This is a genomic window from Mycobacterium sp. 852002-51163_SCH5372311 (genome assembly GCF_001667115.1).
In the GTDB taxonomy this organism is placed as follows: Bacteria; Actinomycetota; Actinomycetes; order Mycobacteriales; family Mycobacteriaceae; genus Mycobacterium.
In genome coordinates, this window is sequence record NZ_LZIJ01000167.1 from 1 (window position 1) to 15,202 (window position 15,202).

Genomic DNA, 15,202 nt, shown 5'->3' on the forward strand with positions numbered 1-15,202 from the left:
GAACCCCCGCCCCCAGCGACACCGTCGGCATCAATCTTCCCAAACCCGAACGACTCCGGACAGCTTGACAACGCCCGTTTTAGGCGATTCTGCGTCTGCTCGCGCTACCTTCCGCACGCCGTTCCAAGAATCCTCCAAGAATCCTTTTAGGCCGCAGCGACAGCGTTGCGTATCGGCCGCATAGGGACAGCTGCGACGCATGGTCCCCTACCCGGCCATGTCCGTCGCACCAGGAAGCACCATGACCGAGATCGTCCACGACCTACCGCCCGTGACCCGTAGCGGCCTCACGGAACTGGCCCCGCTATTAGATGCGTTGGCCGCGGTCGCTGTGCGTGGCGAAGTGCCGGGTCCTGAGCTGCTGGCTCGCGTCGCGCAGGCCCGGTCGAGGCTGTCGATCCTGGCTTCGCCGCCCGCTGATGGGGAGCCGTACTCGCGCTCGATTCTGCGTGTCGACGACGAGGTTGAGATCATGCTCGCGCGCTGGCGTCCTGGACACAGCTGCGCACCGCACGACCACGGAGGTTCGGGCGGCTTCGTCATCCCCGTCGAGGGCTCGTTCATGGAGCGCCGGTTCAGTTGGGACGGCCCGCGACTGGGCGTGGCCGAGAAGGCGATCCGCCCCGAAGGCGCGCCGATTCGCATCACGCCCGACGTCATTCACGACATGACGGCCGGACCGTACGGATTGACGCTGCACTTCTACAGCCCGCCGGCGGCGGGCATGCGGGTGTTCGACATGGAGCGGGCCGAGGTGCTGGAGCTGGTCGGCAACTACGGGGCATGGATTCCGCAGGGCAATCACCCACGCGTCCCCTTCGCGCAGGCGACACCCAAAAGCCAACTGATGCCGTTGATTTGGGTAGCGCACACCACCCACTACCGCGGCGGGTCGGCCGAATTCGCCGTCGCCGCAGTCACCATGGCTCGCGAACTGGCCGCCGCCAATCCCGACGCCGAGGTGGTGGTCTCCGGCCTGCACCACAAGGCGGACTTCGCCGCCCAGCTGGCCCAGTTCGCCGGCTCGGGGCGACGGCTCAGCGAGCTGCACCTGATCAGCCACGCCGGAATGTACGGCCCGATGTTCGGCTCGACGGACTGGCCCGAGCAGTTCTCGCCCCACGAGTGGCGAGAAATGGCAATTCCGTTCTCCCCTAACGGGCGTGCATACTTCCACGCCTGCCGCACCGCGCGCTGGTTCGCGCCGTTCTTTGCCGACGTGTTCGGAGTTCCCACGTTCGGCAACTACAACTACACCACCGTGTCTGCTCGCAAAGACCGGTTTGCGTGGGCGGGTCGCCATCCGGCGGCCCGCCCGAGTCTTTATATGATCGCCGCGCCAGGGAAGAAATCGCATGGCTGGAGCGGAAGCATCCGCAAGTACTCCGGCTGCGCGGCGGAGCCATTGATACAGAGCCTCCCGGCCGCATCACAACCGGAACGGTCCTACGACCGAGTGGCCGAACTCTACGACCGCGCCTACGCGGACATCAAGGTCCGCGAGGCCGAATGGCAATGGATGGCCGAAAGGGTCGGTCAGGCGCGAACCGAACTCGGTCGCGGCCTGCGGGTGCTGGAAATCGGTTGCGGCAACGGCGCTTTGCTGCGCGAGCTGGACGACCGCGGCGACATCGAATTCGGCATCGGGGTGGACAGCTCGGCCGGAATGCTCGACAAAGCCCGGGAGCGCAGCCGCGACCACAGCAGGCTGCGGTTCGTCAAGGTCAACGGGCCGGACCTGGATATTCCCGACGATCACGTCGACGTGGTGATCTCGTTCCTGTCGTTCCGTTATCTGGACTGGGATCCTGTGATGGCCGAGATCCGGCGCGTGCTGGCTCCGGCCGGTCGGCTGTGGGTGGTCGACATGGTGCAGCACCCGGTTCGCGCGCGGGAGTTGGGCGTGCTCGCGCGTTCGTCCGTGGCGCATCTGCGCACGCGACGGGCCCGGCCGCAGTTCGCTAAGGACCTGACCGCGTTGACTACCCACCCCGACTGGCTGAACATGGTGCAACACAATCCGATTCGCGCCGAGCACGAGTATCAGTGGTATTTCGCCAGCCGCTTCCCCGGAACCCGGCTGGAAACACTGACGGCCACCAGGTCTGCGCGGGTGGTGGCATTCGATTCCGGACCATTGGACAAGGGGCACACCGCCCCCCTCACCTATCCGTGACGCCCATGACCACAAATTCATGCTTGGGGATCGTCGATTGGGGCATCGGCGGCATCGGCTTGGTTCGCGCGCTAGATGAGATGGCGCCTGGGCTGCCAATCGTGTACTGGTCAGATGCGGGGGCCACACCTTACGGCCGGATGGGGAGCGACGAGCTGGCATCCCGGCTGACCACCGTGGTCACCGCGCTCGCCGAGCGGGGAGCCAACGAGGTGGTGCTGGCGTGCAACGCGGCCAGCACCGTCGTCGGACGGCTTGCCCCGGCACCGATTCCGGTGCAGGGCATCATCGAGCACGGATTGGCCTCTGTTCCCGACGACATCGCGGGTCCTATCGGTGTGGTAGGCGGACGTCGCACCATCGCCGGCGGCCACTACCGGCGCGGCCTCGAAAGACGAGGCCATGTCGTCTTGTCTCGGGTGGCGCAGCCGTTGTCCGCCCACATCGAGTGCGGCCGCACCGGTACACCGCAATTCCGCACAGACTTGGCCAGGATCATCGCGCCGTTACGAGGGGTCGACGCGCTGGTCCTGGCCTGCACTCACTACCCTGCGGCTAGTCGGTGGTTCAAAGCCGCTCTACCGCAAGCCTTGTTGATCGATCCGGCCGAGCGGCTGGCCGCGGCAATTGCAGCACGGCATCCATGCACTCAGGCAGGGCAAGGTTCACGCGTGTTTTTGACCACCGGCGATCCCGAGGCCATGCGGGTCGGCGCAGCCCGCGCCTGGGGTTCCGTCGTGACCGCCACCACCGTTACTCGCGCATCAGGCATGGCGGCCTGAGAAAGCTCAAAGCGCCCAAGCGGCAAGCGGTTCGAACCCAAGCGCAAGTGCTTTCGCGCGCAACTGCGCCGTGAACTCGTCGTGGCCGGCCTCGTCACCCCGCGCGCGGGCAAGCAACCCGCGGAGGCGCAGTAGGGGCAGTTCGTTGAGAATGTAGCCGGGATCGGTCGGTACCGCTGCGAACCGGTCGATGGCGGATTGTGCTTCACAGAGGTCGTTTTCGGTGCCGCGGGCGACCAACGCCTCCACCAAAGCGGTGACGGCCGACCAGCGCCAGGTCATTTCGCCTTTCGCATAGCTGCTTTCCACGACCGTGCGGGCCAGCTCAACCGCCTCGTCCAGATGTCCGTCCCTGGCCTTCTGCTTTGCAATTTCGGGCTCGACGATTAATGTACCGAGACCAATGAAGCGCTTCTTGATGGCGGCCTCCCAGACCTGAGCCAAAAGAACTACACCCTGGTCGTAGTCCGAACCACCGTGATGAATCTGCGTGAAGCCGTAGGTAAGTCGGGCCAGACCGAGAGCAAAGTCGTCACCGCTCTGCTCGGCGATACGCAGTGCCTTAGCGGTGTCCGCCAAGGCCGCCGCGTCGGCGGCTACGGCGCCGAACGGGATAGCCAAAACGTACTTCCACATGATCGCAGCAACGTAGCTGGTGGCATCGAGTGGAGCCGATATCGCGATTGCTGCATCGGCATCGGCTTGCCAGTCCGGCTTTCCCCCAAGCATTTTCGTGAAACCGGAGAGCCCCATCGCCATTCCCAAGGGTGAGCCGAACACGAGATCGCCCTTGGTCGGGTCCCCCGCGGCCAGGTCGATGACTCGCTGCGCCAACCGCAATGCTGCGTGGATCTCACCGGCCTCCATCTTGGCGTAGATGCCCGCATAGAGCAGGCCCACTGTGAGCGTCGGGTCACCCATCGATTCGACCAGTGCGGTGAACTCGTCTACCAGTGCTGCGGCTTCGCGACTGCGACCATCGGCAGCGAGCGCCATGATGAAGCCCGACATGCCGATAGCCATAGACACCTGATCGTCAGCCAGCCGGCAGAGTTCACGAAGTTCCTCGAACCCGGTGTCAGCGGGACGGACAAGGGCCCAGGCTGTGGTGGCGCACAGCAGAGTTCGGGGCTCGATCTGCATCCGTAGCCGACCCGGTTCATCAGCGGGCAGTCGTTCGGCGACCTGGCATGCACGCTGCCAATTGGTGCGGGCCGATGTCAGGTCTCGGTAGCGAGACCACGCTCCGGCCCGCATGTGCCACTCGAAGGCGGCCTGCAGATCTCCTGCGGCTTCGAGATGTTCGGCAATCAGAGCGGCATTCTGGTCGACAGACTCGGGATCGCGCGCTTCGATGACGGTGGCGACTCGCCGATGCAGTTCGGCCCGTTCGGATTTCAGCTGTGACTCGTAGGCCACCGCGCGGATGAGCGGATGGCGAAACGCGTACTCGGCGGGCGGAGTAAACCGCACCTGATCGATGAGTTCGAGTCGCAGCAGCTCCGAAAGAGCGGCCGCCAGCGTGTCGGTATCGCCCAGCACGGTGTCCAGCACGTCGGGTGTAAATCGTGCTCCGACAACAGCTCCCGCATAGAGCGCCCGCTTTGCAGTGCTCTCGAGGCGATCGACGCGGGCAGCGATTGTGGCCTGCAGCGTGCTCGGTAGGCTGATTGTCGCGGTCGGATGCCGACAGACATAGCCGCCACGATCGCCGTCGAGCACACCCCGTCCGGCCAAGTCCCGGACGATCTCTTCGACGAAAAATGGGTTCCCGACGGCCTGCTCGGCGATTTGCTCGGTCAGCTTCGCCACCGAGGGATCCTCACCCAGCAGCTCACCGACGAGTGCGCGGGTCTGTGTGGCATTCAACGGCGCCAGGGCAATCGTCTGGCCACCTGGCGGATGCGACAGCGGGCCACGGTATTCCGGACGATAGGTAATCAGGACTACTGAGTGGGTTTGCGGGACGACGGTGAGAAATTCGGCCAGCATGGCCTCACTGGCTTCGTCAATCCAGTGCGCATCCTCGACCACATATACCGCGGGCCTGACGCGGGCCAAGCCCGCCGCGTTCAGCATCGCGGTCAACCGGCGCCGCCGCGCGTCGGGAGTGATGGGAGGCAACGCAATTGCGGAGTCAGCGATCCCGAGCAGATCATCGAGCAGCAGCAGGTCCTCAGGGTCCGCATCGGGGATGCGCTCGCGAACCGTGGCCCGGGCCGCATCAGCTGCGACATCGCCGATACGGAACACCGCTCGCAGCAGACGGGCCACCACATGGAAGGGAACGTCTCGGGTGTGGGATTCGCAGTATGTGCTGAACACCTCGACGCCGCGGCGAGCGGCGAATGACGTCGCCTCACCGACCGTACGGCTCTTGCCGATGCCCGCCGGTCCGACGACCCCGGCCACACAACCATCGCCATCGATTGACTGATCGACGATCCCGCTCAGCGTGTTGAGCTCCCAGGTGCGGCCCACCAGGTTCGGCTCGCGGCGCTTGCGCTGCATGCGCTCGTCGCCGACTGCCACCAACCTGCGCGCGGGAACCGGCACCTTTGCACCCTTGATATGCAGCAGCTCGGAATCGCCGAGCACCGTGGCATGCTCCACAAGCGTGGCGGTGGATTCACTGATCATCACGCCCCCGGGCGGTGCCGCCGATTCCATGCGTTGCGCCATCCCGACCTGCTCGCCGATCGCGGTGTAACCTGCTGCACCCGAAGCGATTTCACCGGCGATCACCTGACCGGAATTGAGCCCGATCCGCAATTGCAGCGCGATCCCGTCCGAGCGCTCGAATTCGCCTGCCAGGCTGCGTATTTCGTCCTGTATGCGCAAAGCGGCCAGACAAGCGCGCAGCGCGTGATCTTCCAAGGCTACCGGCGCGCCGAACACCGCCATGATGCCGTCGCCGGTGAACTTGTCGACCGTGCCGCCGTAGCGCTGCACAGCAGCGGCCGACCGGCTGAATACCTCGGCCATGATTTCGCGCAACCGCTCGGCGCCCACCGACACTGCGATATCCATTGAGTGCACCACGTCGGCGAACAAAACGGTGACCTGCTTGTACTCCGCCGAACCGGCGCCGCGCCTCAGCGGCGTACCGCACTCGCTGCAGAACTTCGCCGATGCGGCCAACGGAGTTCCGCACGACGAACACGACACTTCCGTGGTCGTCATTCTCCGTATGGTGTCACTAGTCGACACTTTCGGTGGACGGAATCGCCAAGCAGCTATTGGCCCGTCCGCCGGCCAGGCAAGGGCGAACCGACGCGGTGGGCGGTGACGTCGAATCCGAGCCGGCGGTAGCGGTCAAGCGCGAGATCCAGATTCCGGACTGGGACGATTGGCGATACCGAGGTGAAGTCGATTCCGGGCACACCACAGTCTGGCAGCCGGCGGCACGACACAATGAAGCCCATGAAGCCCATGACCACACCACTAATTGAGCGCGACGCGGGCCAGACCGCCGCTTACCGAATCGCGGCGCTGTTGCTCGGCGTCGGCACCGTCCACTTCCTGGCACCCAAACCCTTCGACGACATCATCCCTGTCGAGCTGCCGGGAAGCCCGCGGTTCTACACCTACGCATCGGGTGTGGCCGAGTTGGTCATCGGAGCGCTGCTGCTCCCGCGTCGGACCCGCCGGGCCGCCGCGACAGCCGCCGCCGCCCTGTTCATCGGCGTCTTCCCGGGAAACGTCAACATGGTCCGGCTGTGGTGGAACAAGCCATGGCCGATGCGCGTCGTTGCGCTCGCCCGGCTGCCGCTACAGATTCCCATGATCACCACGGCGCTGAAGGTCAGACGCAACAGCTGACAGCTAGGACATTTGGCGCAGTGAGCGTCCCCAAATGCCGGACGGCGCGGCGCCTGGTTGTGCAAATAGGGACTTTCGGCCGCAGCTATTGCGCGGCCGGTCTCGGTAGCCTGTTGACTTGTCAACTGTCGAGAGGGGCTGGGCCATGGCAGCGACCGGCGATGGCGTCACCATCCTGTCCGAACACGAATGCTGGGATCTGCTCAAGAGCATGTCGCTGGGGAGGCTGGTCACCGCCGCCGACGGCCGGCCGCAGATCTTTCCGGTCAACTTCGCCGTCCAGCGTCGCACCCTGCTGTTCCGCACCGCGGAGGGTACGAAGTTGATCAGCGTTGCGATCAACAATCAGGTGGTGTTCGAAGTCGACGACCACAACGTTGCCGAGGGCTGGAGCGTCATCGTGGAAGGCACGACACGTTCACTTCGTACCGACGAGGAAATCGAGGAAGCCGAGCGTGCTCAGCTGTTGCCGTGGACGGCGCATGCGAAAAAGCACTATGTCCGAATACTTCCGGAGCGCGTGACCGGTCGGCGGTTCCGGTTCGACGCACCCCGGCAGGACGAGCCAGACCGCGGCTGAAACGCTCCATCAGTACGGTGGACAAGATGAAATATCTGGACTTCGAGGGAATCGGGAAAGTCAGCCGGATCGGGCTGGGTACTTGGCAGTTCGGCTCACGCGAATGGGGTTACGGCGACAGCTACGCCTCGGGACCGGCCCGCGACATCGTGCAGCGCTCTCTTGCGCTCGGCGTCACCATGTTCGACACCGCCGAGATCTACGGCTTTGGCAAGAGTGAGCGGATCCTTGGCGAGGCGCTCGGCGACGAGCGCGCCAAGGTCGCCGTGGCAAGCAAGATTTTCCCGGTCGCGCCCTTTCCCGCCGTCATCAAACAGCGCGAGCGCGCCAGCGCCCGACGCCTGCAACTCGACCGCATCCCGCTGTATCAGATCCACCAATCCAACCCGGTGGTGCCCGATTCGGTGATCATGCCGGGCATGCGTGAGCTACTCGACAGCGGCAGGATCGGCGCGGCCGGCGTCTCGAACTATTCGCTGGCGCGATGGCAACGCGCCGATGCTGCCCTCGGCCGGCCGGTGATCAGCAACCAGGTACATTTCTCGCTCGCCCACCCGGATGCGCTCGAGGATATGGTTCCGTTCGCGGAGCGGGAGAACCGCATGGTGATTGCGTACAGCCCGCTGGCGCAAGGACTATTGGGCGGCAAGTACGGTCTGGACAACCGGCCAGGGGGTGTTCGCGCGGCGAACGCGCTGTTCGGTACCGAGAACCTGCGGCGCGTCGAGCCGCTGCTCCAGACGTTGCGCGACGTTGCCGCCGAAGTCGACGCGAAGCCGGCGCAGGTGGCGTTGGCCTGGCTGATCAGCCTGCCGGGTGTGGTGGCCATCCCGGGAGCGTCCAGCGTCGAACAGCTCGAGTTCAACGTCGCCGCCGCCGACATCGAGCTGAGCGCCGCTTCCCGCGACGCGTTGACCGCGGCGGCACGGGCCTTTCGGCCAGTGTCGACAGGCCGCTTCCTCACCGACTTGGTCCGCGAAAAGCTCGGGCGCGGTTAGCATTTGCCGCGCCAACGCCTACCGGAGGGCGAGGAATCAGCCGCCGCCCTTGAGGCGAATCTTCCAGCGCACGAAGGCCAGATACGCGACGCTGAGGAGTGCCAGCATTCCCATGTCGAACAACCACGCACTGGACGTGTGATGCCAGTGCGAATCCTTGGGGACCTGCTTGACCATCGCCTCCAATTTGAGCAGGTCGACGGTGGAAGCTGACGTCGCGAAGCCCCACCGTGCCGGCGTGGCCCAGGCCATCTGGTCCAGCCCGACGCGGTTGGTGACGGGAATCATGCCGCCGGAGAACACCAGCTGCGACATGACGGCCACCACCAGCAGGGGCATGATCTGCTCGCTGGTCTTCGCGATGGCCGACAATGCCAACCCGAGCATCGCCGAAGCGATGCAGGTGGCCGCGATGTCGACGAACAGCTCGAAGCTGGCCTTGCTCAGTACGACGGCCCCCTGCGTCGGGCCGGGCTTGCCCAACAGGGCGATGATGACCACGATCGCCGACTGAATGATCGCAAAAACGGTATAGATGCAGACCTTGGCCAGCAGGTACGCCGTGGTAGACAAGCCAACCGCTTGTTCGCGCAGGAAGATTGCCCGCTCACCGATGAGGTCACGGATGGTCAGTGCGGTCCCCATGAAGACCGCGCCGACGTTGAGCAGCACCAGGATCTGCCCCGGCTCAGTGGGCGCGTTGCCGAGCGGGTCCGGCATCCCGAAGCCGACATTGCCGGGCACCGACATCGCCAAGGCACCCATGATGAACGGCAATATCGCCAGGAAGGCGAAGTAGCCCCGATCGGCGAGGATCAGCCTCAGCTGCCGCCTCGCGATCGTGGAGAACTGGCGGAGCAGGCTGGTGTGCGCCGCCTCGCCCAGCTCGGCGGGTTCCTCGGTGGGCGGCGCCGGCGGCGGCGGACCGGTCTGCTCCAGGTAGCGAGCCTTGGCCCCATCCGGGTCGTCGGCGACCGTGCTGAAGATGTCGGCCCAGTTGGTCGTGCCCATGGACGGGCCGATCTCGCTGGGTGGTCCGCAGAACGCCGTCTTGCCGCCCGGAGCCAGCAGCAGCACCTGATCGCAGACGTCAAGGTAAGTCAGCGAATGGGTGACCACCAGCACCACCCGGCCGGCGTCGGCCAGCTGCCGCAACATGGTCATCACCTGCCGGTCAAGGGCGGGGTCCAGCCCGGATGTCGGCTCATCCAGGATCAGCAGCGACGGCCCGGTCAGCAATTCGAGCGCCACCGACGCGCGCTTGCGCTGACCGCCGGATAGCTTGTCGACCCGAGTCTCGAGGTGCTTGGTCATTTCGAGTTCCTCGAGGACCCGCGCCACCACCTGTTCGCGATCTTTTTTGGTGGTGTCCGGTGGCAGCCGCAGCTCGGCGGCATACATCAAGGCTTGTCTCACGGTCAGCTGGCCATGCACCACGTCGTCCTGGGGCACCATGCCAATCCTGCTGCGCAACGAGGCGTATTCGGCGTGCACGTTGTGTCCCTCGAACGACACCGTGCCGCTGCTCGGATGCGTGTACCCGGCCACCAGCTTCGCGAAGGTCGACTTGCCGGCACCAGAGGGACCGATGACCGCGGTCAGCATGCCTGGCCGCGCGGCGACCGTGATGTTGTCCAGCAACGTCTTGTTGCCGTCGATCGTCCACGTGATCGCCCGCACCTCCAGGCCGCCGGTGCGGCTCGCCAGCAAGCTCTCCTCACGACGGGCCAACGTGCCATTGGAAAAGACGAGGTCGATATTGCCGATGGTGACGACGTCGCCCTCTTGCAACAGCGCCGCGTAGATCCTGGTGCCGTTGACGAAGGTGCCGTTGATGCTGCGGTTGTCGCGGATCTCGGTGCCGTTGGGTGTCGGGATCAGGGTCGCGTGGTGCCGCGAGGCCAGTACTTCTGGGATGACGATGTCGTTGTCGTCGGACCGGCCTATCCTGAGGGCGCCTTGCGCCGCCCCGGCCACCGCGCTCCCTCTGCCCGGGCGCAGGACCCTCATCATCGACGTCGCGATGTTTGTGCCCTCACCGCCCGCGCGCCGGCCCGCGGGAACCGGGCGGCGCCGGGCGGGGGGATGATCGATCTGCGGCGCGGGCCCCGCTCCACCTGGATGACGCGGTTGCGGCCCGGTCGCCGGAGGTCGCGGCACCGGGCCCGAAGGGGGCCCGGCAGGCGGGGCGCCCCGGCGCTCGGGCGCTATCCGCGATGTGGGCGGATCCTGTTCCGGGCCGGGCCATGCCGCGGTGCCCGGCGCACCGCGGGGTCCGTTGGGCGGGTCGAATATCGGCATCGATGTCGTGTCTGGAGGACGTCCTGCCGAACCGCGATGGCGGCCCACCTCGAAGGTCAGCTCGGGCCCGTCCGGGTTGCCGATATTGATCCGCTGCCCGTCCTGGATGTCGACGGTGGGCACGCGACGGCTGTTGACGAAGAGCCCGTTGAGGCTGTCATTGTCGACGGCGATCCATCGGTCCTGGTCGTAGCGAACCAACAGGTGCACCCGGGAGATCGATGGATCCACAACGCGAAGGTCTGCCCGCAAATCCCGCCCGATGGCTACGTCGTTGCCCGCCGCGAAAGTGCGCTCGGCTCCGTCATAGCGGATGGTCAACACGGGGGGGTTTGATCGGCTCATGAGCACCACCTGCATCGGGGGCACATCCAAAAGGTCGACAATCGCTTGTCAGTCCCTCCGAAGTGTGCCCGGGGGTCCCTCCTTCGGCCGATCATGACACTTCGACTGGTGGCTGCGTCGCAAACTGGTATTATCAATTTGTGGGCTTTACCCCTAATGGGCATGACCCGATTACCCGAGGATTGCGCCGTTGGATACCATAGAGCCCGTTGCGAGAGAGGTGCATCATGAGCGGTTCGAACCGCTTCGTCGGAGAGGTAGAAGTTGACCCCCGGCGTCGGATTTCCCTGGGTAAGGCCGGAAAACCCAGTCACAAGCGGTACCGGGTGGAGGAAGACGAAATGGGTGTACTGACTCTCACGCCGGTGGTCAGCGTGCCCGTCACCCTGATCGCCGATCGTCTTCGGCGGGCAGTCGAATTGGCGGATTCCGGGAAGCTCGTCCCCCGCCCCGAGAAGTCGAAACGAGCCACCGCCCAAAGGGCAGCTCGGTAGCGGGTGGACGACGCGGGCCTACGCGCAACTCTTCAAGAGGACCGGCAATTGCCTGCGCCAGGTCGTCGGCTGACGAGAACCGGCCGAAGGTACCGCCTCTCCGCGGTCGGATTTGTCGACACTCTTGGAGCCAAGGCTTTCGCCGAGAACGAGGTGTTCATGAATGCGGTCGCCTTCATGGTCGATCGGCAGGAACAGATCAACCTCACTCGGCCAGCGGCGAATCCGCTACGCACGTCGTATTTCTCGGACAATATCGGAGCGTCGATTGTCATCGACGGGCTGGACGACGAGCAGCGGCAACGAGCCGTCTGTCAGGTGTTGCGACTTCTCGCCGGCATCCAGCTGTCTTATCTGCTGGAATTTTCGATCCTGTGCCGTGGCGGCGTCGCCATCGGCCAGTGTTTTCACGGCAAGAATGTGTTATTCGGCCCTGCGCTGGTCGAAGCGTATCTGCTGGAACAAACTGCCAGCTGTCCCCGGATAGCCCTTTCGGCCGAAGCGGCACGGCTTGCCGACGGTGATGTCGTACCGTTGCTGGCACCCGAGCCGCTGTTCGACCGCGTCGGCGAGCCAGTGGGTACGGCGCAGTCCATCGACTTCATGGCGGCGGAATTGCCGCCGGCGGGGCCGGCACGTTCGACGTACATCGCCGGTTTGGCGGATGCAATTGCAAGAGGAGTCCACGAGTCGGCTGACTGCGGCACCGATGTTCTTTCCAAATGGCGATGGACTTTGCGCCGGCTGGAAGTGCTGAAGTGCGAAGTCGACGTGGGGTGATTCCCGCTAATCGTCGAAGAGAAAATCGAGGATTATCGGGCCTCGCCGGGTATCGAGTGACCAGTAGATCCACAGACTTGGCGCGCCCAACTCGATGAGCGTGCGCCGGACGGATCGCGTGACGCCCGGCAAGCGGACTTCCTGAGCCTTTTCCCAAGCCGCGGCGGGATCGTCCTCGATTTCGTCGAGCAATTCGATGGCGCGCAGCACTGGGCTTTGCCGGCGGTGCGGTTCAAAGAGGGCATCCCAGGACTCTTTGGCCAGCTCCGTCCACCACATCCGCGGCATGGTACCCCAATACCCGATTGGGGCTTGGGTTTACAGCTCGGGTAGCCGCGCGGGTTCATGACATGTTGGACTTTCTTGACTTCCCCTTCGAATGGACCGCACGTTGAATCTGTTTACGGTGCTCGACCAGGCCGCTGCGCGCTTTCCCGATCGCGGTGCCCTCTACCACGGGGAACGCCGCCTGTGTACCTGGCAAGAGCTGCGGGACCGCGCGCTGCGCATCGCAGCGGGGATCCGTCAACGTCACCCCGCGGGCGCGCGAATTGCCGTCGCCAGCGAAAACCGTCCCGAGATCGTGGAGTTGATGTTCGCCGTCTGGGCAGCCGAGTGTGTGCTGGTCCCGGTCAATTACAAACTCCATCCCAGAGAGATGACGCAAATCATTGACGACGCGGGCGTGTCACGGGTGTTTGCTTCGCGCAAGATCGCTTCCGGGTTGGCCGGCACCACCGATGTTCCGATCGAAACGCTTGACGCAGAAGACTTTTCGCGATGGCGTGCAGCAGCTCCCTTCGTTGCGCCACCCACCGATTCAGCCGCCCTGGCGTGGCTGTTCTATACCAGCGGAACGACCGGGCGCTCGAAAGGCGCCATGCTGTCGCATCGCAGCCTGACCGCGATGACGGTCGCTCACCTCGCCGATATCGACGACCCCGACGAGGAATGCAGCCTCATCCATGCGGCTCCGATGTCGCACGGGTCCGGGCTGTACGTCTTGCCCTATGTGTTGCGCGGTGCCCGACAGGTGGTGCCGGCGTCGGGTGCGTTCGATCCCGACGAGTTCCTCGATCTGTGCGGACACCACCCCGGCTCAAGCTCGTTCCTCGCGCCGACCATGGTGCAGCGGCTCGTCGAGACGGGCCGAAGTCGTCCTGCCAATCTGCGCACCATCGTCTACGGGGGCGGGCCAATGTATGTCGAGAGCCTCAAGAAGGCGATGGCAGCGTTCGGTCCGGTGTTCGCGCAGATCTACGGCCAGGGCGAGTCGCCGATGACCATCACCGGTTTGCGCCGTGGCGACCACGAGACGGCTGACGACTCGATTCTCGGTTCTGTCGGCTACGCCCGGTCTGGCATGGAAGTTGCGGTGCTGCGCGCGGACGGAGGGCCGGCGGGCGTCAGCGAGGTGGGCGAAATCGTCTGCCGCGGAGACGCTCTCATGTCCGGCTACTGGAACAACCCGGCGGCCACCCGCGAGACGCTGAAGAACGGCTGGATGTACACCGGCGACTTGGGGTCATTCGACGCGCGCGGCTACCTCACTCTGCGCGACCGCTCGAAGGACGTCGTGATCAGCGGCGGGAGCAACATCTACCCGCGCGAGGTCGAGGAAGCGCTGCTCGAGCATTCCGGCGTGACGGAAGCCTGCGTGGTCGGTAGCCCCGATCCCGAATGGGGCGAGGTGGTGGTGGCGTTCATCGTCGGATCGGCAGTTGCCGGCGAACTGGACGCACACATGCTGGAACGCATCGCGCGGTTCAAGCGGCCCAAACGCTACGTGTTCGTTGACGAGCTGCCGAAGAACAGCTACGGCAAGGTTTTGAAGCGCGAACTACGAAATCGGTTGACGAACTGCTGAGTCACACCGGCCACTCAGGTACCAAAAAGGTTGGCATGTTTACGGTCTCAAATTTGATAGCGCCGGCGCTATCAAATCCAAAGCTCAATATTCGACGCGCACAGTGACACAAGTGACTGATGTGACTAGAGGCCAATGAGCACTAGCTTTCCCCAAGTAGCCGAGCGGCGTTGCGCCACAACCAATCCTCCAGGACGTCCCGCTGCATCGGCAGCGCGCGCATCTCGTCGCACAATTCCGCGTACGGGCGGTTGATCAGAAACGCGCCGGTGCCGTAGACGATCTTGTCGCGGATGGTCGTTTGTCCGAAACGCATCAGCGCGTCCCATCCGGCCCCGGGCGCACTGAAGTACTTGGGCCGGTGAGCGGCCAATTCGAGGTAGACATTGGGGTGTTTCCACGCGACCAGACATCCCTCCAGCACCCACGGATAACCCCCGTGGCTCATCAGGATCGTCAGTTCGGGGAAACGACAGGCGACTTCGTCGATGTGGCGAGGATGCCCGAGGTCGCTGGGCCGCGTCCGGGTCCAGTTGGCAGAGGTGTGGATAGACAGGGGCACACCGAGTTCGACACATTTGGCATAGAAGGGCACGTAGGCAGGGTCGGTGGCAGGACGTCCAATCATGAAGGGCCGCAAGCTGAGCCCGCGAAACCCGTGGTCAACCACCCAGCGCTCGAACTCGTCGAGACCCGTATTGCCTGCCATGATGTCCGCGCCGGCGAAGGGGATGAACCGGTCCGGGTGACGAGCCGCAAGGGCGGCCACTGGAGCGTTGTTGACGAAAGTGACACCACACGTCGACTTTTCGTCAAAACCGGTGATCAGGCTGCGGGTAATGCCGGCAGCATCGAGGGACTCCAGTATTTGGTCGTCGGTCCACCGGCGTGACTCCACATAGTCGCTGAACTGCTCGGCGCTAACCGTTGTCTTGGTAAAGACTTCAAAGTACGACAGCAGCTCGGAAGGAAACCCGGCCCGAAGGTCGTCGATGACCTCGGCAGAGGGAACGAACGGCGCCCACATGTCAATGACGGGGACGCGTGCCACGGCGGT

At 64.7% G+C, this 15,202-nt stretch carries 12 protein-coding genes and 1 pseudogene; 8 read left to right on the forward strand and 5 right to left on the reverse strand.

Annotated elements, in window-relative coordinates:
- Positions 1–241 precede the first annotated feature (241 nt).
- Both A5791_RS18405 and A5791_RS18410 read left to right on the forward strand, forming a co-directional pair.
- A complete protein-coding gene (locus A5791_RS18405) occupies positions 242–2,176 on the forward strand; it encodes a methyltransferase domain-containing protein (RefSeq protein WP_197504725.1) in 1,935 nt (644 codons plus the stop codon).
- Between the two features lie 5 nt (positions 2,177–2,181).
- Positions 2,182–2,958, forward strand: a complete 777-nt coding sequence (locus A5791_RS18410) for a glutamate racemase (RefSeq protein ID WP_156661486.1) — start codon at positions 2,182–2,184, stop codon at positions 2,956–2,958.
- A 6-nt stretch (positions 2,959–2,964) separates the two neighbouring features.
- On the opposite strand, the gene A5791_RS18415 is transcribed toward A5791_RS18410, so the two are convergent.
- Together A5791_RS18415 and A5791_RS27290 are read right to left on the reverse strand one after the other, a co-directional pair.
- Complete coding sequence (locus tag A5791_RS18415) at positions 2,965–6,141, reverse strand: adenylate/guanylate cyclase domain-containing protein (protein ID WP_067239911.1); 3,177 nt, start codon at positions 6,139–6,141, stop codon at positions 2,965–2,967.
- A gap of 92 nt (positions 6,142–6,233) precedes the next feature.
- Positions 6,234–6,332: pseudogene (locus tag A5791_RS27290) on the reverse strand (VOC family protein); the annotation flags it as partial.
- A 58-nt stretch (positions 6,333–6,390) separates the two neighbouring features.
- Here A5791_RS27290 and A5791_RS18425 point away from each other — a divergent pair.
- The 3 genes from A5791_RS18425 to A5791_RS18435 all read left to right on the forward strand — a co-directional run bounded on the left by A5791_RS18425 (position 6,391) and on the right by A5791_RS18435 (position 8,358).
- Positions 6,391–6,780, forward strand: a complete 390-nt coding sequence (locus A5791_RS18425; protein WP_067239916.1) for a hypothetical protein — start codon at positions 6,391–6,393, stop codon at positions 6,778–6,780.
- Positions 6,781–6,925: 145 nt separating this feature from the next.
- Positions 6,926–7,360, forward strand: a complete 435-nt coding sequence (locus tag A5791_RS18430) for a pyridoxamine 5'-phosphate oxidase family protein (protein WP_067239918.1) — start codon at positions 6,926–6,928, stop codon at positions 7,358–7,360.
- A 26-nt stretch (positions 7,361–7,386) separates the two neighbouring features.
- Positions 7,387–8,358, forward strand: a complete 972-nt coding sequence (locus tag A5791_RS18435; protein ID WP_067240018.1) for an aldo/keto reductase — start codon at positions 7,387–7,389, stop codon at positions 8,356–8,358.
- 36 nt (positions 8,359–8,394) lie between these two features.
- On the opposite strand, the gene A5791_RS18440 is transcribed toward A5791_RS18435, so the two are convergent.
- Positions 8,395–11,004, reverse strand: coding sequence for an FHA domain-containing protein (locus tag A5791_RS18440; protein ID WP_067240020.1), 2,610 nt, complete (start codon positions 11,002–11,004; stop codon positions 8,395–8,397).
- A 227-nt stretch (positions 11,005–11,231) separates the two neighbouring features.
- On the opposite strand from A5791_RS18440, the gene A5791_RS18445 reads away from it, so the two are divergent.
- Positions 11,232–11,498, forward strand: coding sequence for a hypothetical protein (locus A5791_RS18445; protein ID WP_067239920.1), 267 nt, complete (start codon positions 11,232–11,234; stop codon positions 11,496–11,498).
- Between the two features lie 159 nt (positions 11,499–11,657).
- Positions 11,658–12,278 carry a hypothetical protein gene (locus A5791_RS18450; protein ID WP_156661488.1) on the forward strand — a complete coding sequence of 207 codons (621 nt, stop codon included), beginning with the start codon at positions 11,658–11,660 and terminating at the stop codon, positions 12,276–12,278.
- Positions 12,279–12,284: 6 nt separating this feature from the next.
- On the opposite strand, the gene A5791_RS18455 is transcribed toward A5791_RS18450, so the two are convergent.
- Positions 12,285–12,557, reverse strand: a complete 273-nt coding sequence (locus A5791_RS18455; RefSeq protein WP_067239924.1) for a hypothetical protein — start codon at positions 12,555–12,557, stop codon at positions 12,285–12,287.
- A 100-nt stretch (positions 12,558–12,657) separates the two neighbouring features.
- Here A5791_RS18455 and A5791_RS18460 point away from each other — a divergent pair, with 100 nt between their 5' ends.
- Positions 12,658–14,145: an AMP-binding protein gene (locus tag A5791_RS18460; RefSeq protein WP_067239925.1), complete on the forward strand. Its 1,488-nt coding sequence runs from the start codon at positions 12,658–12,660 to the stop codon at positions 14,143–14,145.
- Between the two features lie 142 nt (positions 14,146–14,287).
- Here the strand turns inward: A5791_RS18460 and A5791_RS18465 are convergent, their stop codons facing one another.
- Positions 14,288–15,172 carry an amidohydrolase family protein gene (locus tag A5791_RS18465; RefSeq protein ID WP_369828099.1) on the reverse strand — a complete coding sequence of 295 codons (885 nt, stop codon included), beginning with the start codon at positions 15,170–15,172 and terminating at the stop codon, positions 14,288–14,290.
- Positions 15,173–15,202 lie beyond the last annotated feature (30 nt).